This window comes from Micromonospora sp. DT48 (genome assembly GCF_049844495.1).
Classification (GTDB): domain Bacteria; phylum Actinomycetota; class Actinomycetes; order Mycobacteriales; family Micromonosporaceae; genus Micromonospora.
The window spans coordinates 90,374-114,613 of sequence record NZ_JBNCLE010000013.1; the positions used below are offsets into that span (position 1 = coordinate 90,374).

General features: G+C 70.5%; 23 protein-coding genes. 9 read left to right on the top strand and 14 right to left on the bottom strand.

Translation table 11 applies throughout. The features are described 5' to 3' along the window. The first annotated feature begins 254 nt into the window (after positions 1-254). From ACLQ2S_RS17480 to ACLQ2S_RS17495, 4 genes are read left to right on the top strand one after another with little or no spacing between them, the layout of a single operon-like run. Positions 255-1,091, top strand: coding sequence for an aliphatic sulfonate ABC transporter substrate-binding protein (locus ACLQ2S_RS17480; protein ID WP_309223382.1), 837 nt, complete (start codon positions 255-257; stop codon positions 1,089-1,091). After that, a complete protein-coding gene (locus ACLQ2S_RS17485) occupies positions 1,088-1,915 on the top strand; it encodes an ABC transporter permease (protein ID WP_155218898.1) in 828 nt (275 codons plus the stop codon). The genes ACLQ2S_RS17480 and ACLQ2S_RS17485 overlap by 4 nt, the downstream gene beginning before the upstream one ends. Next, entirely contained in the window at positions 1,888-2,604 is a 717-nt protein-coding gene (locus tag ACLQ2S_RS17490; RefSeq protein WP_155218900.1) for an ABC transporter ATP-binding protein, read from the top strand. Before ACLQ2S_RS17485 ends, ACLQ2S_RS17490 begins: the two co-directional genes overlap by 28 nt. Positions 2,605-2,643: 39 nt before the next feature. Beyond that, positions 2,644-3,831 carry an LLM class flavin-dependent oxidoreductase gene (locus ACLQ2S_RS17495; protein ID WP_155218902.1) on the top strand — a complete coding sequence of 396 codons (1,188 nt, stop codon included), beginning with the start codon at positions 2,644-2,646 and terminating at the stop codon, positions 3,829-3,831. Between the two features lie 86 nt (positions 3,832-3,917). Here ACLQ2S_RS17495 and ACLQ2S_RS17500 read toward each other — a convergent pair whose 3' ends face one another. The 6 genes from ACLQ2S_RS17500 to ACLQ2S_RS17525 all read right to left on the bottom strand — a co-directional run bounded on the left by ACLQ2S_RS17500 (position 3,918) and on the right by ACLQ2S_RS17525 (position 12,476). Then, entirely contained in the window at positions 3,918-6,752 is a 2,835-nt protein-coding gene (locus tag ACLQ2S_RS17500; protein WP_425702062.1) for a hypothetical protein, read from the bottom strand. Then, entirely contained in the window at positions 6,749-7,861 is a 1,113-nt protein-coding gene (locus ACLQ2S_RS17505; protein ID WP_425702063.1) for an ATP-binding protein, read from the bottom strand. The genes ACLQ2S_RS17500 and ACLQ2S_RS17505 overlap by 4 nt, the downstream gene beginning before the upstream one ends. Before the next feature lie 14 nt (positions 7,862-7,875). Further along, a complete protein-coding gene (locus ACLQ2S_RS17510; RefSeq protein WP_425702064.1) occupies positions 7,876-9,222 on the bottom strand; it encodes a VWA domain-containing protein in 1,347 nt (448 codons plus the stop codon). Further along, the gene (locus tag ACLQ2S_RS17515) at positions 9,219-10,616 is read right to left on the bottom strand and encodes a hypothetical protein (protein ID WP_425702065.1); all 1,398 of its coding nucleotides are present in this window, start codon (positions 10,614-10,616) and stop codon (positions 9,219-9,221) included. The genes ACLQ2S_RS17510 and ACLQ2S_RS17515 overlap by 4 nt, the downstream gene beginning before the upstream one ends. Next, a complete protein-coding gene (locus ACLQ2S_RS17520) occupies positions 10,616-11,122 on the bottom strand; it encodes a hypothetical protein (RefSeq protein ID WP_425702066.1) in 507 nt (168 codons plus the stop codon). Before ACLQ2S_RS17520 ends, ACLQ2S_RS17515 begins: the two co-directional genes overlap by 1 nt. A gap of 217 nt (positions 11,123-11,339) precedes the next feature. Beyond that, on the bottom strand, positions 11,340-12,476 hold the full coding sequence (locus ACLQ2S_RS17525) for a helix-turn-helix domain-containing protein (RefSeq protein ID WP_425702067.1): 1,137 nt from the start codon (positions 12,474-12,476) through the stop codon (positions 11,340-11,342). A 351-nt stretch (positions 12,477-12,827) separates the two neighbouring features. On the opposite strand from ACLQ2S_RS17525, the gene ACLQ2S_RS17530 reads away from it, so the two are divergent. The 4 genes from ACLQ2S_RS17530 to ACLQ2S_RS17545 all read left to right on the top strand — a co-directional run bounded on the left by ACLQ2S_RS17530 (position 12,828) and on the right by ACLQ2S_RS17545 (position 15,313). Beyond that, entirely contained in the window at positions 12,828-13,676 is an 849-nt protein-coding gene (locus tag ACLQ2S_RS17530; protein WP_425702068.1) for a helix-turn-helix domain-containing protein, read from the top strand. After that, positions 13,666-13,845 (top strand): DUF397 domain-containing protein, encoded by a 180-nt coding sequence (locus tag ACLQ2S_RS17535; RefSeq protein WP_204004526.1) that lies wholly within the window; start codon positions 13,666-13,668, stop codon positions 13,843-13,845. The genes ACLQ2S_RS17530 and ACLQ2S_RS17535 overlap by 11 nt, the downstream gene beginning before the upstream one ends. A 60-nt stretch (positions 13,846-13,905) precedes the next feature. Beyond that, entirely contained in the window at positions 13,906-14,745 is an 840-nt protein-coding gene (locus ACLQ2S_RS17540; protein ID WP_425702069.1) for an SDR family NAD(P)-dependent oxidoreductase, read from the top strand. 148 nt (positions 14,746-14,893) lie between these two features. Beyond that, positions 14,894-15,313, top strand: coding sequence for a hypothetical protein (locus tag ACLQ2S_RS17545; protein ID WP_425702070.1), 420 nt, complete (start codon positions 14,894-14,896; stop codon positions 15,311-15,313). 113 nt (positions 15,314-15,426) lie between these two features. Here ACLQ2S_RS17545 and ACLQ2S_RS17550 read toward each other — a convergent pair whose 3' ends face one another. From ACLQ2S_RS17550 to ACLQ2S_RS17570, 5 genes are all read right to left on the bottom strand, one after another. Next, on the bottom strand, positions 15,427-16,596 hold the full coding sequence (locus tag ACLQ2S_RS17550) for a VLRF1 family aeRF1-type release factor (protein ID WP_155218917.1): 1,170 nt from the start codon (positions 16,594-16,596) through the stop codon (positions 15,427-15,429). Between the two features lie 71 nt (positions 16,597-16,667). After that, a complete protein-coding gene (locus tag ACLQ2S_RS17555) occupies positions 16,668-17,522 on the bottom strand; it encodes an oxygenase MpaB family protein (protein ID WP_425702071.1) in 855 nt (284 codons plus the stop codon). Further along, positions 17,519-18,748, bottom strand: coding sequence for an MAB_1171c family putative transporter (locus ACLQ2S_RS17560; RefSeq protein WP_425702072.1), 1,230 nt, complete (start codon positions 18,746-18,748; stop codon positions 17,519-17,521). Before ACLQ2S_RS17560 ends, ACLQ2S_RS17555 begins: the two co-directional genes overlap by 4 nt. Before the next feature lie 6 nt (positions 18,749-18,754). Continuing rightward, positions 18,755-19,279, bottom strand: a complete 525-nt coding sequence (locus tag ACLQ2S_RS17565; protein WP_309223384.1) for an ImmA/IrrE family metallo-endopeptidase — start codon at positions 19,277-19,279, stop codon at positions 18,755-18,757. A gap of 50 nt (positions 19,280-19,329) precedes the next feature. Beyond that, positions 19,330-19,851 carry a hypothetical protein gene (locus tag ACLQ2S_RS17570; RefSeq protein WP_155218924.1) on the bottom strand — a complete coding sequence of 174 codons (522 nt, stop codon included), beginning with the start codon at positions 19,849-19,851 and terminating at the stop codon, positions 19,330-19,332. Positions 19,852-20,318: 467 nt separating this feature from the next. Between ACLQ2S_RS17570 and ACLQ2S_RS17575 the strand changes: the two genes are divergently transcribed. Further along, the gene (locus ACLQ2S_RS17575) at positions 20,319-20,714 is read left to right on the top strand and encodes an SAF domain-containing protein (protein ID WP_425702073.1); all 396 of its coding nucleotides are present in this window, start codon (positions 20,319-20,321) and stop codon (positions 20,712-20,714) included. A 24-nt stretch (positions 20,715-20,738) separates the two neighbouring features. Here ACLQ2S_RS17575 and ACLQ2S_RS17580 read toward each other — a convergent pair whose 3' ends face one another. Genes ACLQ2S_RS17580 through ACLQ2S_RS17590 form a run of 3 tightly spaced genes read right to left on the bottom strand, consistent with a single transcriptional unit; the run spans position 20,739 to position 24,183 of the window. Continuing rightward, the gene (locus tag ACLQ2S_RS17580; protein ID WP_425702074.1) at positions 20,739-21,761 is read right to left on the bottom strand and encodes a methyltransferase; all 1,023 of its coding nucleotides are present in this window, start codon (positions 21,759-21,761) and stop codon (positions 20,739-20,741) included. Next, positions 21,758-22,921, bottom strand: a complete 1,164-nt coding sequence (locus ACLQ2S_RS17585) for an aminotransferase class V-fold PLP-dependent enzyme (RefSeq protein WP_425702075.1) — start codon at positions 22,919-22,921, stop codon at positions 21,758-21,760. The genes ACLQ2S_RS17580 and ACLQ2S_RS17585 overlap by 4 nt, the downstream gene beginning before the upstream one ends. After that, positions 22,918-24,183 (bottom strand): tryptophan 2,3-dioxygenase family protein, encoded by a 1,266-nt coding sequence (locus ACLQ2S_RS17590; protein ID WP_425702076.1) that lies wholly within the window; start codon positions 24,181-24,183, stop codon positions 22,918-22,920. Before ACLQ2S_RS17590 ends, ACLQ2S_RS17585 begins: the two co-directional genes overlap by 4 nt. Positions 24,184-24,240 lie beyond the last annotated feature (57 nt).

A 24,240-nucleotide genomic window follows, 5' to 3' on the forward strand; every position in this document is an offset into this window, starting at 1 on the left:
GCCCGGGATCGCGCCCCCTTCGGGGCCGGTTGTGCGGGCGGATCGGCCTGCCGCAACGGTGTTGACGTGGGAAGACACAACTACGTGAATGCCACTTCCCATTTTTCCCATAGGTTCAGTAGACTTTGGCCATGCACAGGTCCTTCTGGCGCTGCCGCGCACTCGCCGTATTCGGAGCAATCGTGTTAGCCGCCGGGGCACTCACCGCCTGCGGTGAGGCTGAGGGAAGTGGAGGCGGCGATGGTCCGCTGCGGGTGGGATACCAGCGCTACGGCAGCCTGAGCCTGCTCAAGGCCCGCTCGGAGGCGCCCAACGTGACCTGGGCGTTGTTCGAGAGTGGACCGGCCCTCACCGAGGCGCTCAAGGCCGGGTCGATCGACGTCGGGGAGACCGGCGAGGCCCCGCCCATCTTCGCCGCCGCCGGCAAGATCCCCTTCAAGATCGTGGCGACCTCGGACGAGGTGCCGCAGGGCGAGGCGGTGTTGGTCAAGGAGAGCAGCGGCTTCCAGACCTTCGCCGACCTCAAGGGCCGGACGATCGCGCTCAACAAGGGCTCCAACGTGCACTGGCTGCTCGTCAAGCTGCTCGAAGCCAACAACATGACCCTGGAGGACATCACCGTCAGATACCTCAAGCCCGCAGAAGGGCGGCCCGCCTTCGATGCCGGGCAGGTCGACGCGTGGATCATCTGGGATCCGTACTTCGCCATCGCCGAACAACCCGGCGTCAAGATCCTGGCCGACGCGACCGGGCTGGCCAGCAACCGGCAGTACATCCTGGCCTCGCCCGATGCCGTCGAGAAGAAGGCGGATCAGGTCCGCGACCTGCTGACCAAGCTCGACACCACCACCGACTGGGGCACCGAGAACCCGGAGGAACGGGCACGGGTGCTCGCGCCCGAGCTCAAGATCCCCGAGGACGTGGCGAGACGGTCGCTGGACCGCAGCGCCAAGCCGCTCGCCCCGGTCACGTCGGCTATCGGCGACGAGTTGCAGGCGATCGCCGACGGCTTCGCCGACCTCGGGCTGATACCCGAGCCGATCGACATCAAGGCCCGCGTCGACACCACCTTCAACGAGGTCTTCACATGACGGAGCTGGCCACCCGACCACCGGCGGCCACCGCGCGGAGGACCGCGCGCCCCGCCGTACGGGCCAACCGATGGCGATGGCGGCGGCTGACCACCCCCGTCGTGCTCGTCGCGCTCTGGGAGACGTCCTCGCGGATGGGTGTCCTCCCCGAGGAGAAGCTGCCCGCGATCAGTGACGTGCTCCTCGCCGGTTGGCGGCTGGCCGAGGACGGTCGGCTCGTCGAGCACCTGCTCGACTCGCTGACCCGGGCCGGTGTCGGCCTGGCCATCGGCGTCGGACTCGCGCTGGTGCTCGGCTCGATCGCGGGCCTGCTGCGGGTCGGCGACGACCTGGTCGATCCACCGGTCCAGATGGCCCGGATGCTGCCCCACCTCGCACTGGTGCCCCTGCTGATCATATGGGTCGGCATCGGTGAGTCGCTGAAGATCACCCTGGTGGCCCTGGGCGTGTTCTTCCCGATGTACTTCAACCTCTACGCCGGCATCCGGGACATCGACGAGCGGCTGGTCGAGGCCGCCCGCACCTGTGGGCTCGGGGCGCTGGCCCGCATCCGCCACGTCGTGCTGCCCGGGACGCTGCCGTCACTGTTCCTGGGGCTGCGCCTGGCGACCGGCGCCGCATGGCTGAGCCTGGTGGTCGGCGAGACAGTCGCCACCCACAGCGGCATCGGTTTCCTGATGATGGAGGCCCGCGAGTTCAGCCAGACCAACGTGGTCCTCGTCGGCCTGTTCGTCTACGCCCTGCTCGGCCTGCTGTCAGATCTGATCCTGCGGGTTGTCGAAAGGAAGACGCTGACATGGCGACGCGGTCTACAGGCGACGTAGTCACCGCCACCGGGGTGCGGCGTGGCTTCGGGGACACGGTGGTCCTCGACGGAGTCGACCTGACGATCGGCTCCGGTGAGGTGGTCGCGCTGCTCGGTGGCAGCGGCTCGGGCAAGACCACCCTGCTGCGGATCCTCGCCGGGCTCGACCGGGACGCGACCGGCGACTGGCAGGTGCACGGCAGCCTGGCGGTGGTCTTCCAGGAGCACCGGCTGCTGCCGTGGAAGCGGGTCGCCGACAACGTGGCGCTCGGCGTGACCGGCCCCGACGTGCGGGACCGTACCGCTGCGGCGCTGGCCGAGGTCGGCCTGGCGGGCCGGGAGCGGGCCTGGCCGGCCGAGCTGTCCGGTGGCCAGTCCCAGCGGGTCGCGGTGGCCCGTGCCCTGCTGCGCGAGCCGGACCTGCTGCTGCTCGACGAGCCGTTCGGCGCGCTGGACGCGCTGACCCGGCTGCGGATGCAGGCCCTGTTCGGTCGGCTCCGCGCCGAGCACGGATTCGCCGCGCTGCTGGTCACCCACGACGTGGAGGAGGCGCTGCTGCTCGCGGACCGCGCGCTGGTACTGGCCGACGGTCGGGTGGTCGACGACATCGCGGTGCCGCTGGCCCATCCGCGAGCGCCGGACGACCCCGGCTTCGGCGCGCTGCGCCGGCACCTGCTCGACCGGCTCGGCGTACCGGCCGCAGCCTGACAGCACCCCACCCCACCCACAACCACGACAGGTGAGCTCATGACCCAACTCGCGTTCCATTGGTTCCTGCCGACCAACGGCGGTGACGGCCGACAGATCGTCGGCGGCGGGCACGGCACCCCGGCCGACGTGGGTGCCCGAGCCGCCTCGGTCGCCTACCTCGGGCAGATCGCCCGCTCGGCCGAGCAGCTCGGCTTCGAGGCCGCCCTGACTCCCACCGGCGCCTGGTGCGAGGACGCCTGGATCACCACCGCGATGCTGAGCAGCGTATCGGAGCGACTGAAGTTCCTCGTCGCGTTCCGCCCCGGCCTCACCGCACCGTTCCTCGCGGCGCAGATGGCCGGCACCTTCCAGAACCTCTCCGGCGGTCGGCTGCTGCTCAACGTGGTCACCGGAGGTGAGAGCCACGAGCAGCGGATGTACGGAGACTTCCTCGACAAGGACGCCCGCTACCAGCGCACCGGCGAGTTCCTGGACATCATCCGGGCGCTGTGGTCGGGCAAACCCGTCGACGTGCAGGGCACGCACTTCCAACTCAGTGAGGCGGTGCTGAGCCAGCTTCCCGACCCGATCCCGAGGATCTACTTCGGCGGATCGTCACCGGCGGCGCTGGACGTGGCGGCCCGACACGTCGACGTCTACCTCACCTGGGGTGAACCGCCGGACGCCGTGGCCGAGAAGGTGCGTCGGGTGCGCCAACTCGCCGAGCGGCAGGGCCGCACCCTCACCTTCGGCCTGCGGGTCCACACCATCGCCCGGGACAGCGCCGAGGAGGCCTGGGCGGAGGCCGACCGGCTGCTGTCGGGCATCTCCGAGGAACAGATCCGTCAGGTCCAGGCCGGTCTGCGCCGCAGCGAGTCCGAAGGCCAGCGCCGCATGCTCGCCCTCAACGGCGGCACCAAGGACGGGTTGGAGATCCACCCCAACCTGTGGGCCGGCGTCGGGCTGGTGCGCGGCGGTGCCGGTACCGCTCTCGTCGGCGACCATCAGCAGGTCGCCGACCTCATCGAGCAGTACGTCGAGGCGGGCATCAGCGAGTTCGTGCTCTCCGGCTACCCGCACCTGGAGGAGGCGTACCGGTTCGGTGAGGGCGTGTTGCCGGAGCTGTCCCGCCGTGGTCTCTGGCAACACCCCGCACCCGTGCGGCGAACGGCATCGGCCGTACCCTTCGGCGCGGCACCCGCACCGTCTCCCGCATCCGCGCCGGAGAAGGCGGCGGCGCGATGAGCTGACCGCACGGGGCCGCCGTCGTCTCACCCGTCCGACACGCGGCCGTGGCGCTCCTGCTCGTACCCCGGCGGACCCGGCCCGGGTCAGGTCGGGCCGCCGTCGCGGTTCGGTAGGCCCAGCACCGTCGCCACGGCCTCGGCGGTCTCCGGGTACGCCCGCACGAGGGCGGCCGCGGTGAGCCCCGGCGTACCGTCGTCGCCGCCCTGCCAGTCACCGGTGACGCCGAGGAGCGCGGCGACCGCGTCCACCGGCTCCCGGTGCCCGGCCAGCAGGGCATGCACCTGCCCGATGGGTCGCTCGGGAACGGTCGGCGTGACCGTGGCGGCGGTACCCGCCCAGGGCGGCACCCAGGAGTCCAGTGCGGCCAGCGTGCCCGGGAAGGTACGCGCCGCCTCCCGGACCAGCAGCGGCACCAGTTCCGGCCCGTGCGCGCGCAGCGTGGTGACCAGGTTGGGTAGCCAGGGCAGCAGCACCGGATCGGGCAGTTGGGCGAAGGCGGTGGACATCGTCTCCACCACGAACGGCGCGAGCCCGGGCACCGGCTCCAGCGCGTGCACGAAACCGGAGAGGTACTGCGGGAAGGCGGGCACCACCAGCGGGTTGGTCAGCAGCTCCCGGCAGCGGGTCCGCAACTCGGCCAGGGACAGCAACCCGAGCTGGTGGTGGGCCGCCCAGAGCAGGGCCACCTTGGGCGGTGCCTGCGGATGGGACTGGGCCAACGCGAGTTCGAGTTGGGACCGGTCGCAACCCAACGACAGCGCCAGGCTCTCCATGCTGAACAGGAAGCCGAGCATCGCCCCGACCTGCCGTACGCCGGTGTCCTCGTCGACGACCGCGGTCGGCAGCAGCGTGCAGTAGTGGGCGTACCCGGTGGTCACGAACGCTGCGCACCAGGCCGGCAGCGTCGATGTCGTGGCCTGGTGGTGGGCGAGCAGCCGGCGGATGCGGCGCAGCACCTCGGGGGCGTCGTCGACGGTGCGTTCGGCGGCGAGCAGTTCCACCGCCCGGGTGCCCAGCTCGTCGACCAACCGGGGACTGTTCAGCAACGTGATGGCGTCCTCGACCGCGGTGAGGGCGCTGACGGCGGTCGCGTCGGGACCGTGCGCCGCTCGGCGTAGGCGCTGTTCCAGCACCTGCTCGATGGTCACGCCCTCGTAGCCGAGTTCGATCAGCGCGCGTTGGTGGCGGCCCAACGCCAGGTCCCAGCTCTCCTGGACGGACCGGTGGCCGAGACGACGCTCACCCATGATCGGCCGGACCGCGCCCGGTGGCAGCAGGTGTCGCAACATCCAGAGCAGATCCGAGCAGCCGGTCAGCTCCGGGTCGCGGTGCAGATCGAGCAGCGCCCGCTGCACGGTGCGCTTCTCCAGGTCCAGGCCGAGCGGCTGGAGCCGGTGGAGGACGTCACGGGCAAGCGGTGGCAGGCTGTCGTAGCCGACCTGGCCGACCCGGTCTCCGCCGAGCAGGATCTCGCAGAGCCGCCGTACGTCCCGCCGACCCGGTACGACGTCCTTCTCGATGCAGGTCACCGCCGCGTCGGCGAAATCGTACGGGGTCGGGCGGGCCCGGTTGCGCAGCCCGGCCAACAGGATCGACGTCTCGAACACCGCGATCGCGTCGGCGGTGCTGGCGAGGTACCCGTTACGACGGGCCAACCGGACGATGTCCACGCACCAGCCACGCAGCTCCGCCTCGTCGAGCCCGTCGGGGGTGGGCGCCGTGGCGAGGAAGCCGGAGAGCCGATCGGCGACCGGCCCGGCCGCCCCGGTGACCGCCTTGACACGTCCGCGTCGGATGTTCGCGCCCCGCTGACCGCTCAGCCGGTACGGCTTCAGGCCCGACGCGCTCACCGCCTTGCTCCACGCGGCGGCGGCGATCGACACCGACCCGGGCGCGAGGCCGAACTGGGCCTCGATCGCCGAGTGGCTGGACGGGATGAGTCCGTACTGCCACTTCGTCGCGGTGCGGGGGGTGATGTCGAAGTCGGGGGCGCAGGAGTCGAGGCCGAACTGTTCGACCCGGCTGGCGGCGTGGAAGGCCCCGCAGACGTAGAGACACTCCTCCGGGTCCACGCCGGTGGCCGCCAGGTGCTGCCGGATCCTGGTCCACATGTAGCGCTCGCGGTCCTCGTCGCGGTCGTTGCGCTGCGCGGCGGAGGGACGCAGCCGCCGGAACAGACTCCCGATGAGCACCATCACCTGGCGGTAGGTGTCGTGATCGGCGGTGGCGAGCGGACGTTCGACGTAGCTGGCCCACCACTCCGACCAGTGCCGCACCTTGCCGTGGTGCAGCAGGTACGCCTCCAGCTCGGCGAAGCCCGGCCGGAGCGCACCGATCTCCACACCGACCGCGTCACCGTGCAGCGCGGCCTGGCCCTCCGAGTCGTCGCCGGTCGGCTCGGGCGTGGACTCGTCGGCCGCTGGAGTCTCGTCGCGCGGCGTCCACTGGAAGACATGGTCGGTGGAGCGGTCCACCAGCACCAGCTCCACACCCGGCGTCTCCAGCGCGTACGCGATGGCCTGGTATTCCGCCGACGCCTCGGTGACCGGGGCGATCACGCTCAGCGGAGCCCACGCGGCGGGGAAGCCGTCGAGTTCCGAGGCGAACGCCTGCACCGCCACCGGGAGCCGGCAGTTGCGCAGCTCCGTCAGGACCGGTTGGAGATCCTCGCAGAGTTCCAGGTAGATCACCCGGGGCTGCTTCTCGCGTAGCCGGCGCACCATGGCCAGCGCGGAGGCCGGTGAGTGGTGGCACACCGGGAAGATCTCCAGCCGTTCGCCGAGTGCCCGGTCGACGTCGTCGACCAGACCGGTGAGGATGTCGGCGAGCGCGTCGGGCCCGTCGGCGAACGCGGCGGCGGCCTCGGTGAGCTGCTCACGCAGCGCGCCGAAGGCGCCGATGGTGGCGGGCGCGGTCACGACAGGGCGGCGATCGTCTGGCGGCCACCGTCGAGGAAGTCGTTCCACTCGCCGCCGTCCTCCTTGGCCCGGGGCTCCACCACCGCGTGCAGGTACTTGTTGAGGATCGCCAGGTCCTCCGGGCTGCGCCGGGCCAGCGAGCCCACCAGCGAGCCGGCCAGCGTCGAGGCCCGCAGGGTGCGGTCGCCGAAGAACTGGCTGTGCAGGATGGCGTCCTCCAGCACACCGATCTGCTCGGCGGTGGACAGCGCCGACTCCAACTTCTCGTCGTCGCTGGTGGCGGAGGCGGCGGCGGCCCGCAGGTCGGCGAAGCTCTGCAACAGGATGTCCAGCAGGGTCGGCGGCACGTCCAGCTCGACGTGGTGGCGGCGGAGCAGTTCCTCGGTACGGAACCGGACGATCTCCGCCTCGCTGCGCTTGTTGGTGACCACCGGGATCCGGACGAAGTTGAACCGTCGCTTCAGTGCCGAGGAGAGGTCGTTGACGCCCCGATCCCGGCTGTTCGCGGTGGCGATGATCGAGAATCCGGGCTTGGCGAAGACGATGTTGTCGTCGTTGAGTTCGGGAATGGAGACGTACTTCTCCGACAGGATGGAGATCAACGCGTCCTGCACGTCGCTGGTGGAGCGGGTCAACTCCTCGAAGCGCCCGAGCACACCCTGCTCCATCGCCGTCATGATCGGCGAGGGGATCATCGACTCCCGGGACTGCCCCTTGGCGATGACCATGGAGACGTTCCACGAGTACTTGATGTGGTCCTCGGTGGTGCCGGCGGTGCCCTGCACGACGAGGGTGGAGTTGCGGCAGATCGCCGCGGCCAGCAACTCGGCGAGCCAGCTCTTGCCGGTGCCCGGGTCACCGATGAGCAGCAGACCCCGATCCGAGGCCAGCGTGACGATGCTGCGCTCGACGAAGCTGCGGTCACCGAACCACTTCTGCGGGATGTCCCGGTCGAGGCCGTCGGCGCGTTCGGAGCCCAGGACGAAGAGCCGGACCATACGCGGGCTCAACCGCCACGAGTACGGCTTGGCGCCGGTGTCGACCGACTCGAGGTAGTCGAGTTCGTCGGCGTACTTGACCTCTGCGGGGGCACGCAGCATGTCGGACATGAGGGGTGTCTCTCCTAGGTGAGGAAGCTCTTGAGCTCGAAGACGAGTTTGCGGATGTGGCCGGAGATGACCGGGGTGCCCAGGTCCTTGAGGCGCTGCCGGAACCACGGGTTGACGCTCTGCTGGCCGGAGCTGCTGACCGAGCCGACCGGGATGAATCGCACCCCCGACCGGTGCACCGCCTCGATGCCGTCGAAGAGCGGCTGGGACCTGTCGAACTCGTAGAAGTCCGAGATCCACACCAGCACGGTGTTCCTCGGTTCGACGATCTTCGGGCGGGCCATCGCCATCGCCAGCGGCCCGTCGTTGCCGCCACCGAGGTTGGTACGGAGCAGCACCTCGAACGGGTCGTGCACCCACGGGGTCAGGTCCAGCGCCCGGGTGTCGTAGGCGATCAGGTGCACGTCGACCTTGGGCAGGCCGGCGAAGATCGACGCCAGGATGGTGCAGTTGACCATGGAGTCGACCATCGACCCGGACTGGTCCACCACCACGATCAGCCGAGACGGGGTGGTCTTACGGGCCGTCTGCCGGTAGTAGAGCCGGTCGACGTAGAGCCGTTCGTCCTCCGGGCTCCAGTTGGTCAGGTTCTGCCAGATGGTGCGGTCCAGGTCGAGGTTGCGGAAGACCCGCTTCGGCGGCACGGACCGGTCGACAGCGCCGACCGTGGTCTGCTCCACCTGCGTACGCAGCACCTCCGCGACCTCGTCGACGAAGCGACGGATCAGGGACTTGGCGTTGGCCAGCGCCACCCCGGACAGGTTGGCCTTGTCCCGCAGCAGTTGCTCGATCAGCGACATGCTGGGGGTGAGCTGCCGGGCCAGCGCCGGATCCGCCAGCACCTCCCGCAGGTGCATCCGGTTGACCAGGTCACCCTCGATGCCGGCGAGGGTGGGGCCCAGGCCGGTGCCCGACCGGCGCAGCTCGCCGGGTGCGTGCCCGAGCGCCTGCTCGAACCAGCCCGCGTCGGACTGCCACCGGGCCAGCTGACCGGCGCTGACCGACCCCGACCCGGTGGCGAAGATGTTGAGCAGCAGTTTCGACACCAGCGCGGCCCGGCGGACCTCGGCCTCGCCGGGCTGGTGTGGCCCGCCACCCTCGTCGGCGGTGGCGGCCTCGGTGTCGGCGAGCAGGCCGCGTAGCTCGTCGGCGAGCTGCGGGAAACGCTGGATCACGGTGTCCACCGACACCGTCGGGTCCAGCAGGATGGCGGGCAGGCCCAGGTCGTCGACCACGGCCATGCTCGCCGATTCCAGGGTGGGCTGCTCGTCCGGGTCGAAGATGCGGCCCAGCAGTCGCCAGTAGAGCAGCTGACGGCGGTTGGCGGCGGACAGGTCGCCGGGAGTGGGGGAGTCGGTCATCGGCGCAGCAACCGTCCTGCCCGCTCGCGCAGCACCGCCACCGCGTCGCCCGTCTTGGCCTCGACCTTCGCCACCTTCGGATCGGTGACGCCTTCGGCCCAGTCACCGTTGTGCGCCTCGACGGGCTTGCGTTTGACGGTGGCGCGTACCGCCAGTGGCTGCACCTGCCAGCGACCGCCGTCCCAACGGAGCAGGCCGAGACAGCAGGACGAGGCGGCGACCAGCGCGGGGGTGAGGGGGCCGGCTGCCGGCAGCCGGTCGACGGCGACCGGGAGCTGCTGGTCGTCCCACTCGACGGTGAGCCCGTCGTCGTCCTGCCGCGTCGTGTAGCCCTCCAACAGCACCGGTTCGGCGATCGCCGCCGGGTGTCGGTCCAGCGGCGCGGTGGCCGCCGCGATCGCCGGAGCGAGCAGCAACCGGGCGGTGGCGAACGGGTCGGCCTGCTCACCGGCACGGGCCTGCGCATCGAGCCACCGCAGGTCGCCGCCGTGCAGCGGCAGGTCGGTGACCGTCAACACCCGCCGTTGCGCCAGCGCGGCGAGCAGGTTCGGGTGTGCCTGCAACAGCCGCCACACCGCCGGACCGGTGATCGTCTCGACCTTCGCGGCCGCCACCGCCGTACGCACCAGGCGGGCGGGTTGACCGTCGGATGGTTCGAGAACGCCGTGCACCTGCACCTGGACGGTGGTGCAGTGCTCGTGCAGGTCCACACCGAGCGGCAGCAGGCGACCGGAGACCGTCTCGACCTCGCCGTCCGGGACCGACCAGTCCTGGGCGAGCAGCATGGCCCGGGACCACAGATCGGCCCAGCGACGGGCCGGGACCTGCGACATCAGGGCCACCGGGTGGCTGGCCCGCAGTTCGGCGGCGAGGCCGTCGAGCAGCACCGCCAGTCGGCGCAGCGCCGGCTCGGCCAGGGCCGCCTCGACCGGTGCCCCGGCGGCGGAGAGCAGGTCGTGGTCGACCCCGCGCCAGCCGGCCACGGCCGTCTCGTGCAACCAGGCCCGCGCCGCGCCACGAGGCGCGGACACCTCCGCCGGTACGCCGGGCGGCGCCGTCCACGGTGCCCGCTCCCTCCCGAGCGCGGCGTCGAACTGGCCGAGCAGCGCGTCGTGGGCCGCGCCGAGCAGGGCCGACCGGGCACCGGCCAGGGCGGCGAGGTCCTCCTGGCTGAACGACCCGGCGGTCACCTTGCCCACCGCCTCGGCCACCCGGTCGCGCAGCGGGGTGCTGGCCACGGCGTCGGCCAGCGCCGCCAGCGCGGTGGCGGCCTCGTCACCGACCCGTGCGAAGCCACCGACCAGGGCATCGTCGAAACCGGCGACCACCGCGTCGGCGTCGGCCAGCCCCGCTGGTACGCCCTGCCGCAACTGCGCCACCTGTGTGCTCAGCATCAGCGGACCGCCCCGGTGGCCGGGAACCAATGCAGCTCAGGCAGCGCGGTGGTGCTGTCCGGCAGTTCGAGGTACGCCAGGTGGCGCAGGAACCGGCTGAACACCACCGCCGCCGAAGTCGGCTCGTGTCGGGTGTCCATCCGGGCCAGTAGGTCGCTGCCGCTGCGCACCCCGTCAGCGACGTCGACCCGCAGGTAGCGGGCGACCCGGTCCAGGCCGTACTGCAGGACGGCCTCCTCGGCGAGGGCTTCGAGATGCTTGCAGGGTGCGCCGCGCAGCCCGCCGCAGGGCCGGTTGTTGTTGGTGGAGCAGTGGTAGGCGTGGGTGCTGGCGGTCAGCGACGAGACGTAGACCCGCCCGATGTCCGAGCCGCTGGAGACCACACCCTGCAGCCGTCCGTCGGCCAACTCGACGAAGGGCACCTTCGCCAGCTTGCGCGGCCGAGCGGGCGGTGCCACCGCCAGCACGCTACGCCGCCGCCAGGCGGACCCGTCAGCGTCCGTCACCTGTGTCCTCCCCGCCCCCGTCGCGGACCTGCCCGCGCGTGGTGAAGCCGCGCCGACCGGTGTCGGCGTCGCCATGACGGGAGGATCATGGCGGATGGCTACGACACTTCTGCGTCGCGGTCCGCGTTTCGGGACGCCCCGATCCGGGACTGCCGGCAGATGCGACGGACGGGTCTGGCGTGACGGTCGGGCGTCGCGCCACCGGTAGCGCCCCGGATCAGCAGGTGAGGCCGAGGATGGTGGCGAGTCGCGCGACGTCGGCCGCTGCCGGGCCGCTGCGGATGATGTCGGTGAGCAGGGTACGGGCGACCGGTCGGTGGCGGACTTCGGCGGGTGCGGTGCGGTCGGCGTCGAGCAGCACCTGTCCGGCCCGATCGTGCTGGCCGGTGTCGAGGTAGGCGCGGGCGGCGTCGATGAGGTGGGCGGCGCGGTGCTCGGGCGGGAGGCGTCGCCAGCTGTCGCTGCGGATGGTGTGAACGTGGCGGTGAAGGGCTTCGGTGGTGTCGCCGAGGTGGTGGGCGGCGAGGGCGCGGGCCACCTGGACGGCGGCCGGCCCGAAGCCGGTGTGGTGGGGGTCTGCGTCGCCGGTGTGCCGGTCGGCGAGGGCGGCGGCGTGGTCGAGCAGGTCGTGGGCGGTGTGGCGGTCGCCGTTGCCGGCGGCGGCGAGCCCGGCCTGGAGGTAGAGGGTCCCGCGTACGGTGTCGTCGTCGGCGTGATCCGCTGTCGCCAGGGCGGCGGTGTGAGCGAGGTGGTGGTGGCCGAGGGCGCGCAGGGCTTCGGCGACGGCGATGGTCGCGGTGGCGATGAGGATGGGGCCACCGGCGGCGGTCACGGCTCGGTCGGCGGCGAGCCAGCCGAGGTCGGCGTGGTCGAGTTTGACCAACACGCTGGCGGTGAGCCGGTGGGCGGAGGTGAGTAGGCCCCGGGTGCCGCTGGTCGCGTCGAGCAGGTCGGGCAGGGTGTCGAGCAGTTGCGGGTAACGGGCGTGGTGGTAGGCCATCCAGGCGTATGCGACCTGGGCGCTGACCTGTTGCGCGGTCTCGGTGCGCTCAGGCCGGTGGTGGTAGCGGGCGAGCGCGGCACGCACCCCGTCGATCCCGTCGAGGTGGGGTGTTGTCCCGGGTGGTTGGTGGGGGCCGAGCAGCATCTCCGGGTCGAGGCGGAGTACGTTGGCGATCTCGCGGATGACCGAGTAACGGTCGAGTCGACGTACGCCGCGTTCGATCTTGTCGACCCAGCTTTTCGACTTGCCGAGCCGATCGGCGAAGGTCTGCTGGCTCATTCCCCGATGGGCCCGAAACTCGGCCACCCGCCGCCCGAGCGGTACGGAGTTGTGGTCGCGTCGGTGGGTCATCGGCTGCCCCCTGATGGAGGCATGGTGTGGGTGGACTCGCCGCAGCGCGGACACCAGCGCGACTTCACCCGGAACGCGAACAGCCCGGCCGTGAACCCCAACAGCACTCCACTGAGCGCCGTCATCACCAACTCGACACCCACGACACCTCTCACCTTTCAGCGAGTCCTGCGACACCACCCCGGGATGCGGAGCGGCCACTGCGGAAACGACGCTCCGAACCCAGGCGGTTGCGTGTGGTAATCACAGTTACGCATCACATGATGCAAAGCAAGAACCTAAGCAGGATCGGTTTGCTGGGAACGTGAGTCGGAGCAGGGGAGCGGGCGGAGACTGGGGCAGAATCACGACATGCCTCGATTCGCGCCCGCGACACCACGATCTCGCAGACTCGGCCGGGAGCTGCGCAAGCTCCGCGAAGCCAAGGGGCTGACCGGTGAGGAGACTGCGAAGCTCGTTCGCTGCTCGACGTCGCGGATCAGCCGGATCGAGTCCGGCGAGATCAAGCCTCGCGCCGGTGACGTGATGGAGCTGCTGGTCACCTACGGCGTCAGGATCGACGAAGAACCCGGCACGTCGCTGCTTGAGCTTGCCCGAGACCTGCGTGAAGAGGGGTGGTGGCAGCGCCTCGGCGGCAAGTACGCCACGTACATCGCGTACGAGACCGAGGCCGCCGAGCTGAAGAACTTCGAGCCGATGCTCGTGCCCGGTCTACTCCAGACTGAGCGGTACGCCCGTGAGGTCAACATCATCGGCCGTGAGACCGACCCGGCGACCGTCGACCAGCGGGTCACCGCTCGGATGACCCGCCAGGAGGTGCTGCACCGGCAGCCGACCCCGCTGCGGCTGCACGCCATCCTGTCCGAGGCGTCTCTGCGGACTGAGGTGGGTGGCCCGGACGTGCTGCGCGAGCAGCTTCACCACCTGGTCAAGGTGAGCCAACTGCCCAATGTCACCATCCAGGTGCTCCGCTTCGAAGCCGGCGCGCACCTGGCGGACAGCTCCGGCTTCGCTCTGCTCACCTTCGCGCACGACGACCCGCCGCTGGGCTACATCGAAACCCTGGCTGGTGAGCTGTTCCTCGAATCGAGTCGCGACCTGGCGCGGTTGTCGGCGGCGTACGACAATTTGAGGATGCTGGCCCGATCGCCGGCCGAGTCGATGAGGTTCGTCAAGGAGTTGAGCGAGCATGGAGCGTAACGTCTGGCGCACGTCGAGCCGTTCCGGCAGCAACGGCCAGTGCGTCGAGGTCCGCGACCGAGGCACCGCCATCGACGTACGCGACTCGAAGGCCCCCACCGCCGGGACGCTGAGCTTCGACTCGGTTACCTGGGCCACCTTCATCACCGGCATCAAAGCCGGACGGTAGCTGTTCCCAGGCTGTGACGGGTGGTTGGGCCATCTGGGCCCATCCGTGACAATGGATGTCATGGGTGACGGAATCATGTCCGGCAAGACCGTCGTGATCACCGGTGCCAGCGCGGGCATCGGCGCTGAGGCCGCGCGCCGGTTGGTCCGCCTGGGCGCGACCGTGGCGGTGGTCGGCCGGTCGCCGGAGAAGACCGCCGCCGTCGCCCGCCAGGTCGGCGCCGAGCCGCTGGTGGCCGACTTCGCCCGGCTGTCGGAGGTACGCAGGCTCGCCGACACGCTTCTGGGCCGCTACCCGCGGATCGACGTGCTGGCCAACAACGCCGGGGTCGTGCTGACCAGGCGGAGCCGCACCGAGGACGGCCACGACCTGATGTTCCAGGTCAACTACCTGGCCCCGTTCCTACTCACCAACCTGCTGTTGGATCGGTTGACCACCGTCGGGCCGGCGCGGGTCATCACCACCTCCAGCAACGGCCACCGGTTCGGCCGCGTCGATCTCGACGATCTCGAAGGTGCCGGCAACCGATCCGAGCTGCTGCGGTACGGGACGACGAAGCTGCAGAACATCCTCTTCACCCGCGAGCTGGCCCGTCGTACGCGGGGCAGTGGGCTGACCGCGACGGCGTTCCACCCCGGGGTGATCGCCACCACCGACATCAACCGGGAAGCCCCGCTGGTCGCCGCGCTGGTCCGGTATCGCCTGCTGGGTGGCCTGTCCACCCTCGAGGAGGGTGCCGAGCCGCTGGTTCACCTGGCCACGATGCCTGATCCGGAGACCACCAACGGTGGGTACTACCACCGCCTCACGCCGAACGGTCCGGTTCATCGGCAGGCCAAGGACGATCATCTGGCGACCCGCCTGTGGGAGCGGACGGCCGAGCTGCTCGGTGCGCCGTGACATCCGCGAAGGTGGCCGCTGTCGGAGGTGCGTGGCCGCGCCGACCCAGCACCGCCGGCTCGCCTGGTGTTCGTAGACTCACGGCGTGCGAGTTCCTCTTGCGATAGCCGGGGCGGTTCTCATCCTGGGGGCGGCGGCGGTGGCCGGGGTGCGCTGGACGAAGGCCGGTGAGCCGGTTCCCATCGCGGCGCCGCCGGGGGCGTCGACGGTGCTGCCCGCAGGCGATTACACGATGGTCGTCGACAACCGGAGGGCCGAGGTCTTCACCGACCTGCGCAACGATCGCGGTGTTCCAACGATCGCAACCTACGCCATGCCATCCGCCACCACGTGGGATCAGGTGCGGTCGGGAGTCGCCGGTCAGCTCGACGGATGGAAGCAGATTGGCAACTGCGATGACCTGGGTGAGCGGCAGGTCCAGTGCGCCTGGTCGGAGTCGACCCGCTTGTGGCCCCGCCTCGTGCGGATCGTCCTCCTCCGGCCGGCGGAGTCAGGTGATGCCAACTCCTACGTGTGGCCCGATAACACCTTCCTGGTGATCGGCTCCGCCCACGGCGTCAACCGTTGACGTCGGCCACGTCACGACATCCTCGGCGGACCGAGGCAGCGCCGGTCGCAGTAGGCGTCGCACCGGTGCCGGCCTCGTCGCGGATCAGATCCACCTGCTGAGCACGCTCCGCTTCACCACCGCAGGAGCGCACCGATGCCTGCGGCGTCGCGCAGGATCCCGTCAGCGGCCCCCTCGATCGGGCTGACCCGTGCTCCGGTGACCAACGCGCGTTCCACCAGTCGCTCGGTCAGCCTCGGTTCCGGGGTGTGCGGCTGGCCGGCGGAACCGACCTCGGCGTCCGCGTACAACGCGCCGTCGGCGTCCACGGAACCGGTGTAGCGAACCTGCGGGTCGTACACCAGATGGGCGACCCGGCCCTCCCGCAGCGCGCCGGCGACCTGGGACAGGCCGAGCGCGCCCACCTGGCTGAGACCGGCGTCGCGGACCCGTTCGAGCAGGTGGCGCTCGCGGTGGGCGTGGTCGTCGTGCAGCCGCTCGGACACCGCCGTGAGCAGCCCGGCGTCGTCAAGCCCGGCGAGCACCCGCGTGTCCTGGATCACCGGCTCCTGCAGCGATGCGGGGAGCTTCGCGGTGAGCACGTCGGTCCACCGGTCACCGCCGCTGACCAGGATCCGTTCCCATCCCCGCTCGGCGGCCATGCCCGCGGCAGCCTCGGCCACCCGGTCCAGGAACCGCCGCGCCCGGTCCTGCTCGCGGGCCTGCCGGTGCTCCAGCATCGGGGTGTTGTACTGGCCTCGCGGGCCGCCGCCGATCTGACCGGCTCGCTCGTGCGGCGCCTCGATCTCCTCCTGCTCCAGGTGGTCTACCGGCTGCAGCTGACCGAGCCGCCATTCCAGCAGCCGGGCGTCGCTGGCGGAGACCAGCACGACGCCGGCTGCCCGGCCCTCGTCGAGCAGCTCCAGCAACGGGTGGATGAACGGTCCGTCGTCGAGCACGACGCGATTGGGTACGGGCATCTGGCTGTTCAGGCGCAGCACCCAGTCGTCATCGAGCGCGGCGTACACGATCCGGCCCCGGCCGGGCTCGGTCGGCGCGGTGAGTCGCTCCACCTCCGAAGCGAGCCGGTCCAGCGCGGCGGTCATCTCCCGGCGACGCTCCGCCGGCCCTTCCTCGGCGATGCGGCGTTGCAGTTCCCGGTAGCGGTTCTTCAGGTCGATCATCGTGGCGTTCCGGTCGGCTGCCGGGTCGGCGTTCACGTACACCGACAACACGCCGAGCGTGTCGGTGCGGCGGGCCAGGTCCAGCAGGGCCTTGTCATCCAGCTCATGGATGCTCGCCAAGATTCCTCACCCCTTCTCGTGGCAACGGCTACCCCAACCACCGTAGCCCGACCGAGCCGAGGCGGCAGGGATCAACGATGCTGACCAGCCGGGCCGAGATGGTTGATGTCGTACCCGTCGGGGTAGGTCCTGGTGGTGATGCCGTTGGCGAACAGCGGCGTGGCCCGGGGTGCGCCGAACCAGCGTTGCAGCCGGGCGCGGGTCTTCAGCGTCAGGTGCAGGCCGGCTCGGATCGGCCAGGCCGGCGTGTCGACCCGTGTCGCCCGGCGCAGTGGTGCGTCGTACATGGCGCTGACCAGGGCGTTGCCGAGCGGGGCGAGGGGTTTGGGAATGCGGGTGAGCATCAGCGTGCGGGTGGCCCGCTCGATGGTGGCCGCGTCGTCGTTGGGCTTCAGATGAGCCGCGTCGTGCGCGTCGAACCAGGCCGAGAACGCCTCGTAGGAGTCGGGGATGTTCCTGATGCTCATTCGGTGGCCCAACTCGCGGTAGAAGTGGTAGGTGGCCTGCCGTTCGTGGCAGCAGGGGCGACGCCAGCCGTACCGCTGGAGCCAGCGGGTGGGGATGACTACCAGGCAGCCGAGGACGTAGAGGTAGTCGTCGTTGGGGATGTCGTACGGGCGGTGGATCTGGTTGACCCGCCGTAGGGCGTCACGCCCCCGTGGTTCGTCGAAGCCGTTGAGCACCATCTCGTACATGAGCAGACCGGTGTCGTCGAGGCGCTTCTGGGTGCGTTCGGTCAGTTCGCCGGTGGCGGTGTGCACGGCGGCGATGGCGGGGTCGGAGAAGGACCGGTTGAAGGCGAGGTTGAGCCCGAGCTTCATGTCCCACGGGAACTCGTACCGCAGCATCGTCTGGTAGATGGCCAGGTGGTCGCGCTCGGGGTCGAGGGTGCGGGTGTGCGCGAGGTTGGCGTAGCGGGCTCTCATCGGCTGGGGTCTCCGAGCGCGGACCCGTGGACGGGGAGGTGTCGGGAGGTGGCGAGCGTCTGGGCGACCACGAGCGAGCGGGCGTAGGTGCTGGACACCAGCGTCAGCCAGGCGATCTCTCCGGCGTAGCCGTCGGAGGGGCGGTGCAGGCCGTCGGGGGGCAGGGGGAGTGCGGCGACGAGGCCCCGCTGGTGGGCGCGGAGTGCGCAGGCCAGGTGTGCCGCCTCGATCGTGGCCCGCCGTTCGTCGCCGGTCAGGCCGGCCCGCTCGGCGTGCTGGTCGGCCAGTTCGGTCACTCTGACGTCCATGTACGGGCGCAGGGCGAGACAGCCGTCGCGGATCTCGGCGGCACGGCGGGTCAACGCGTAGTCGATGTCGCGGACGGCGCCGAGCCGTCGGCGCAGGCTCGCGTCGAGTTCGAGCTCGGGCAGGGCGTCGACGAGGTCGCGCCAGAGCGGTTCGAGGCGCTGGTAGGAGCGGAAGTCGTCCCAGCGCCGGGTGATCGTGAGGATCGGGCCCCAGGCGGGCATGGTCAGGCCGATCATCATGAGCAGGGCGCTGATGGTGACCAGGACCGCGGCGATCTCCCGCTCGCCGGTGGGCTGGTAGCCACTCCAGTAGGCGATCAGGTACGCGATCTTGTTGGTGCTGTAGAGCAGGGCGACGGCGGCGCCGACGGCGGTGATGCGGAGGCCCCGACGCAGCCAGGGGCGTCCGCAGATGCGGGCGAAGCGCCAGCACAACCGGGTGATGTCGGTGCAGTAGGCGAAGAAGCCGACGACCATGAAGATCAGCAGGTACGCGGTGACGGCGGAATCTCGGGCGTACTCGACCGTCAGCTGCACCGGGGTGTCGTAGCTGAGCGTGTAGGCGAACAGCCCGGCCATGGTGAGGAGGGCGCCGCCGGTGACCCAGACCCAGCGTCGGCTACGGGCCGCCGCCTTCGCCGGTGGCAGCGCCAGGTGGAGCAGCATGTGTTCGGCGCTGGCGGCGATCGTCATGGCGCAGCCGTGCGAGACGAACTTGGCGAGGTTGGGTAGGCCGGAAGCCTGGTCGATGCTGGTGGCCAGGGGCGGGATGGCGAGGGTGATCCCGGTGGCGAAGGCGCCGAGCGCCACGCAGATCGCGCCCCGGACCTGGCTCGGTTGCCGGCGCTGGAGCCGGAGCATGTAGCTGAAGGCGAACCAGCCGGCGATCGCGCACACGCTGTAGAGAATGGTGTCCATGCCGCTCTACCAGTCGGGGTGTTCCAGCGAGTGCCGTAGCCGTCCGTACAACTCGGCCTGGCCGCTGTCCAGGGGGGACTCCCGCCTGCGGTCGTGGCCGCCGCGGGCCCGGCGCAGGATCAGCGAGCCGATCATCTCGGCTTCGCGTTCCTCGGCCGCCGCGTAGTTGCTGCGGCCGAGGCTGCGCTGGACCAGTGCCGGGTCGAGGTCGGGCAGGAGCAGGCGTGAGGCTGCCGGATCCAGGACCTCGGTGGCCCGGTGCCCGGCGATCAGGTGACCCAACTCGTGACTGATGATCAGCAACTGGTGCAGGGGTGAGGTGTCCTGCTCGAAGAAGATGGCGTCGAACTCGCCGGTGGGGACGCACATCCCGCACACCGTGTGCGCCGGAAGTTTGATCGGCAGGAGGTGGATGGGTCGGCCACGCCGTTCGCCGAGCACGTCGCAGAGCTTCCGGATTTCGAAAGGCTCCGGTATCTCCAGCTCGGCGACGATTCTCTCGCAGTGTTTGCGCAGTCGGTGCAAACTCACGTCAGCGATCCCCTGCTCGTCAGCGTACTGCCACTGAAGGATTTGCACGGCTAGGCGAGATCGTCCGGCGTGGCACTGGTGTCGCCCAGGCTGGCACCTGTGGCCACGGCCCGCAGTCGGGCCACCATCTGTTCGATGAGCTGTGTATCTGTTGCCGAGAGCCCATTGTCGGCGAGGACCTGGCGTAGCGCCACCTGTTTGATGTCCATTCGGCGCAGCTCGCTGAGCAGGGTGAGTTGTTCCTGTATGCGACGTGCGGCCACGTCGTCGACGAAGTAGCCGCTGTTCACCCCGAACACGGTGGCCAGGGCGCGTACGTGTGAGGTGCGGGGATCGCTGGCCACGCCGCGCCGCAACTCTCCGATGTAGGCGGCGCTGATGGTGACTCCGGTTTCGCCCGCCGTGGCGTTGATCTTGTCGGCGATCTCTTTGTTGGTGTACTTACGGCCGGGCTCGTGGGAGTCGCCTAGTTCGTCCGGAGTGGGGCGGATCTTGTCGAAGAGATACTCCAGTCGGGCGGCGAGGGTGTCGAGAGGCGGTAGTTCCTGCTCAACGTGTTGATCGTCGGCCATCACTCTCAACCCTTCAACGACTAAACGTCAGTGTCGCAGATGCGCGCCTTAGTAAACAGGCGTTGACACCCGCACGCAAAGTCAGCGTATGCTCGCACCTGTTTGGAGCAACGCCTGTTGAGCGCTTACGAAGAACGGCTCAACATGCGTTGTGTGGTCGGTGTTTTGCCTGGTCCGGCCACCCGAACGAGCGGAGCCGTCGGTGAGAGGGATCAGCTCTGTGAGGAGCGAAACGGGGGATGCCTCTCGCGGACGCTCGCTGGCGCACTCGGTCGTCGGCAGGGGGCACCGCGATCGGCGGCCCTGCCCGACCACCGCTGCAAACGGGGGCTGGACCGCTCGGTGGGCCGTCGCCTGCCAGCGGTCCAGCGACGGCGGCCCAGGGTGGCCTGAGGAGGTAGCACGGTGATCGTCACCGCTCGTGAGGCGGAGCTGTTCGACATCGACGAGCTGCCGGTGGTCACCTCATGACCACGTCGTCGATCACGGCCGCCGGAGCCTGCGCACCGTACGCCGCTCCTCCGGCCGGCCGGCGGCGCTCGGCGTCGTTCTGGCTGGCGGTGGCGCTGGTCTCCACCGGCGGGCTGATCGCGGTTTCGGTGCTGCGCGTGGTCGACGCCGCCGAGGATTACCTGGCGGTGAGCACCAGGGTCGAGGCCGGTTCCCTCATCGACCGGTCGGATCTGACCACCGTGCGGATCACTGCCGACCCGGCACTCCGGCCGATCCGGGCCAGTGCCGCCGACGACGTCATCGGCAGGTTCGCGTCGGTCACGTTGGTGCCGGGCACCCTGTTGACGCAGGCGCAGCTCGCCGACGTGGGGGTGCCGGGCCCAGGCGTCGCGCTGACCACGGGCGGCTGACCTGACGATCCTGACCCGGCCGGCTCACCGACTCGGTTTGTACGCGGCGACCAGCTCCCAGCTGCCCGGAAGCACTGACACCTGCTGGAAGCCGGTCTCGGTGAGCAGTCTGGTGTAGAAGTCCACCTCGCGTAGCCGGCTGACGCTGCTGTCGACGCCGATCAGGAAGTAGCTCCAGAAGAACTGCATGGCGAGCCGATCCGGGGTGCGGAACTCCTCGCAGATCAGGATCAGTCCGCCCGGTTCCAGTGCCGCGTACGCCTGCCGGACCAGCTCGCGCGCCACCGCGTTGGGCCAGTCGTGCAGCACCCGGACGAAGGAGAGTGCGTCGTAGCCGCGGGGTAGGGGCTCGGTGAAGAAGTCACCGCCGACGAAGCCGAGCCGGTCGGTGTGACCACGGGCGTCGCGGGTGGCCGCCACCAGCGGCGCCACCGCCGGCAGGTTGTACACGTCGGCCCGAAGCTTCGGCGCGGAGTCGAGAATGTGCGCGGCGAGTGTCCCGTCACCGCCGCCGACGTCCAGCAGCCGACGCCGGTCCGACCAGAGCCGGCCCGCGTGGCGGTGTACCGTTTCGATCGCCGGCCCCAGCCCGAGGGCCATGCTGCGCTCGAACTCCGCGGTCTGCGCCGCCGTCTTCGGCGGCCAGGCGAACCCGTCGTCGATGCTGACCTCGCCGCGCAGGCTCTCGGCGAGCCGGCCGTGCAGCTGCCGCCACGGGTAGCGATCCCGGTCCCGTTCGGTGGCGCCCGGCCCGACCACCGCGTGGACCGCGTCGCGGAGCCCCGGCACCGCGCGGTAGCTGGTGGTGCCGATGTCGTCGCCGGGCTCGTCGCGGATGAGGAAGCCGAGGCTCTCGACGCAGTCGAGGAACTTGTACAGCCGCAGCGGAAGCACTCCGAACTGTGCCGCCAGCGCGTCGAGACGCACCGGTCCGGGCTCCAGCGCGTCGAGCAGGCCCAGGTCGAGCGCCGTACGCAGGACGTCCATCGCCTTGGGCCCGTTGGCGAGCAGACTCATCAACGCCCGCGGTGAGAGGGTGACGGTCACCGGTGCAGCTCCTTCTCCAACGCGTCCATGAACAGGTCGATCTCGTCGAGGGTGTTGTAGACGTGCGGGCCGACCCGCAGATAGCCACGCCAGCTGCAGATCACGTCACGCGCGGCCAGCCGCCGCTTCACGGCCTCGCCGTCGGGGACGTCCAGGCACACCACCCCGCCTCGCTGGGCGATCGAGGTGGGGCTGACCGCGACGATGCCGACGGCCTCGGCCCGGTCCAGCAGGCGTTGGGTGAGTGCCAGCGAGTGCCGGCGGATGGCGTCCACACCGATGCCGCGCAGCAGGTCCAGACCGACCTGTGAGACGAGGCTGGTGAGCGGGTACGGCGTGCCGCCGGCGAAGCGACGGATACCGGCCGCCCAGCCGGACGAGGGCCGGAAGGTCAGCGCCCGGTCGCCGGCCTGCCAGCCGGTGGCCGCCGGCGTCAACAGCGGCACCAGGTCCGGCCGGACGTAGAGGAAACCGGTGCCCACCCCGCACAGCCACTTGTGCGAACCACCGATGACCACGTCCACGCCGAGGGCGGTGACGTCCAACGGCACCACCCCGACGGTCTGGAAGGCGTCCACCACCACCAGCGCGCCGACCTGGTGGGCTCGGGCCACCAGCCGGGACAGGTCGACGGTGGCGCCGGAGGTGAAGCTGGCATGTGGCACGCACACCAGCAGCGTCCGCTCGTCGAGCCTGGCCTCGAGGGCGTCCTGGTCGAGGTGGGGGCCGCCGGTGCCGACCACGTCGACCTCGGCCCCGTAGCGGCCGTACGCGCGGAAGATGAACGGCACCGTCGGATAGTCGAGATCCGTGATGACCACCCGGTTGCGTGGCCGACGGTAGTCGAAACAGGACGCCACCCGGGCCAGGAAGGTGCTCAGATTGGCGTCGGTGAGCACACTGCCCGGCGGCGCGCCGAGGAGCGCGGCCACCGAGTCCGCGTACCGGTCGAGGCCGGTGTGCCAGTCCTGCCAGACGTCGTCGCGCCAGGTGCGCAGCGTCCGCCAGTAGTCGTGCAGCACCTGCTCGGCACCCCTCGGCACCGCGCCGGTGGAGTTGCTGTTCAGGTAGACGCAGGTGCGCAACAGTGGGAACTCGGCGCGCAGGGCGGCCTGTGTGCCGCTGTCGAGGCACCGGGGTTCTTGCTCGGGCCGGCTCACGCGCCTCTCCTGCCGTCCGGGTCGGCCGTCGGTGAGTCGCCGACCGTGCCGGTGAAGACCGGTGCGGCGCTGACCGCCGCGAGATACGGCGTGCCCTCGGTGTAGCCGGTGCCGGACCGCGAACCGAGCATCCGTACCGCCACCCGCAGATGGGTACGCCGCCACTGCGTCAGGGCACCGGCGAAGGCGGCCATCCGCCGCGCCACCCGGCCGTTGTCCGTTCCGGTGAGCCGGCCGTCGGAGACCGCTGACCGGTACGTCTCCTCGATCGTGGGCTGACCGCCGCGTACCCGAGCCTGGATCTCCGGCACCGACTGGTAGGCCACCGAGTCCAGCCGATCCGCCTCCGGAGTGCGACACAGCGACTCGATCAGCTTGTACGAGCGGGACTGGATCGCACTGGCCCCCTCGGTGTACTGCCGGAACGTGCGGAACGACTCCGGCTGCATGGTGGCCAGGAGCGAGAAGAGCGGACCCGCGCTGCGCAGCAGGTCGCAGGCGTACCCGAGCCGGTCGGCGGCGGCGCCCGGTGCGTCCCCGGTCAGGGCGGCGACCGCCGCGCGGAGTTCCTCGGCCACCCCGGCGAAGAGGCACTCGTAGGCCTGCAGCATCCGGATGAACAGGTACTCGTCGTGCGTCACGTGGACCGGCAGCATGGTCAGCCGCAGCGACGGATCCCCGGACAACGCCAGGTCACGGGCGATGCCGTGCAGGTCGGCGGCGGCGGTGACCGGGTTGCCCGTCCCGATCGCCTCGGCCACACCGAGACGATCCAGCGCAGCCGCGACAGCTCGGACACCGAGTCGGCAGCGTTTGACGACCACTGCGGGCCCTGGCCGTTGCCGTGGGAGGAACCCGGTGCTGTGCGTGGCAGCGGCCATCTCGAACGCCAGGGTGTCGGCGACCAGACGGACGAGGAGCCGATCCCGGGCCTGCCGCCCGACGGCGACCGCCGCGGCCGGTGTCGGATCGGCTGCTCCACAGGGCAGCCGGAGCAGCCGCAGGGCAAGGTAACTGCAATAGTCGTAACGGCCGTCCCACTTGTCGAGCGCGATGTCCAGGAAGGCGGTCAGCTGCCAGGTCGCGGCGTCGCCGCTGCCCGTCGCCTGGCTGGCCGCTACCCGCCGGGCGTCGTCGAGCAGGACGAGGGTGCTCCTTTCGACGAAGTGTTTGCCGGTCCGGTGAAATTCCCGCAGCACTGTCGAGTAGGGAAATCGGCGCGGTTCAGCCGGGCCGGACAGCCAGTCAATCAGCGGACGCACGTGCCACCCCTCGAAATGGACGAGACGAACCTCATCGAACGCCCCTGGATATGCCCC

Coding starts and splice junctions, on each gene's coding strand:
- ACLQ2S_RS17485 (WP_155218898.1), top strand. CDS start 1,088: ATGACGGAGCTGGCCACCCGACCACCGGCGGCCACCGCGCGGAGGACC.
- ACLQ2S_RS17515 (WP_425702065.1), bottom strand. CDS start 10,616: ATGCTGAGCACACAGGTGGCGCAGTTGCGGCAGGGCGTACCAGCGGGG.
- ACLQ2S_RS17570 (WP_155218924.1), bottom strand. CDS start 19,851: ATGGCCGACGATCAACACGTTGAGCAGGAACTACCGCCTCTCGACACC.
- ACLQ2S_RS17510 (WP_425702064.1), bottom strand. CDS start 9,222: ATGACCGACTCCCCCACTCCCGGCGACCTGTCCGCCGCCAACCGCCGT.
- ACLQ2S_RS17560 (WP_425702072.1), bottom strand. CDS start 18,748: ATGGACACCATTCTCTACAGCGTGTGCGCGATCGCCGGCTGGTTCGCC.
- ACLQ2S_RS17505 (WP_425702063.1), bottom strand. CDS start 7,861: ATGTCCGACATGCTGCGTGCCCCCGCAGAGGTCAAGTACGCCGACGAA.
- ACLQ2S_RS17575 (WP_425702073.1), top strand. CDS start 20,319: ATGACCACGTCGTCGATCACGGCCGCCGGAGCCTGCGCACCGTACGCC.
- ACLQ2S_RS17530 (WP_425702068.1), top strand. CDS start 12,828: ATGCCTCGATTCGCGCCCGCGACACCACGATCTCGCAGACTCGGCCGG.
- ACLQ2S_RS17490 (WP_155218900.1), top strand. CDS start 1,888: ATGGCGACGCGGTCTACAGGCGACGTAGTCACCGCCACCGGGGTGCGG.
- ACLQ2S_RS17495 (WP_155218902.1), top strand. CDS start 2,644: ATGACCCAACTCGCGTTCCATTGGTTCCTGCCGACCAACGGCGGTGAC.
- ACLQ2S_RS17555 (WP_425702071.1), bottom strand. CDS start 17,522: ATGAGAGCCCGCTACGCCAACCTCGCGCACACCCGCACCCTCGACCCC.
- ACLQ2S_RS17535 (WP_204004526.1), top strand. CDS start 13,666: ATGGAGCGTAACGTCTGGCGCACGTCGAGCCGTTCCGGCAGCAACGGC.
- ACLQ2S_RS17540 (WP_425702069.1), top strand. CDS start 13,906: ATGGGTGACGGAATCATGTCCGGCAAGACCGTCGTGATCACCGGTGCC.
- ACLQ2S_RS17525 (WP_425702067.1), bottom strand. CDS start 12,476: ATGACCCACCGACGCGACCACAACTCCGTACCGCTCGGGCGGCGGGTG.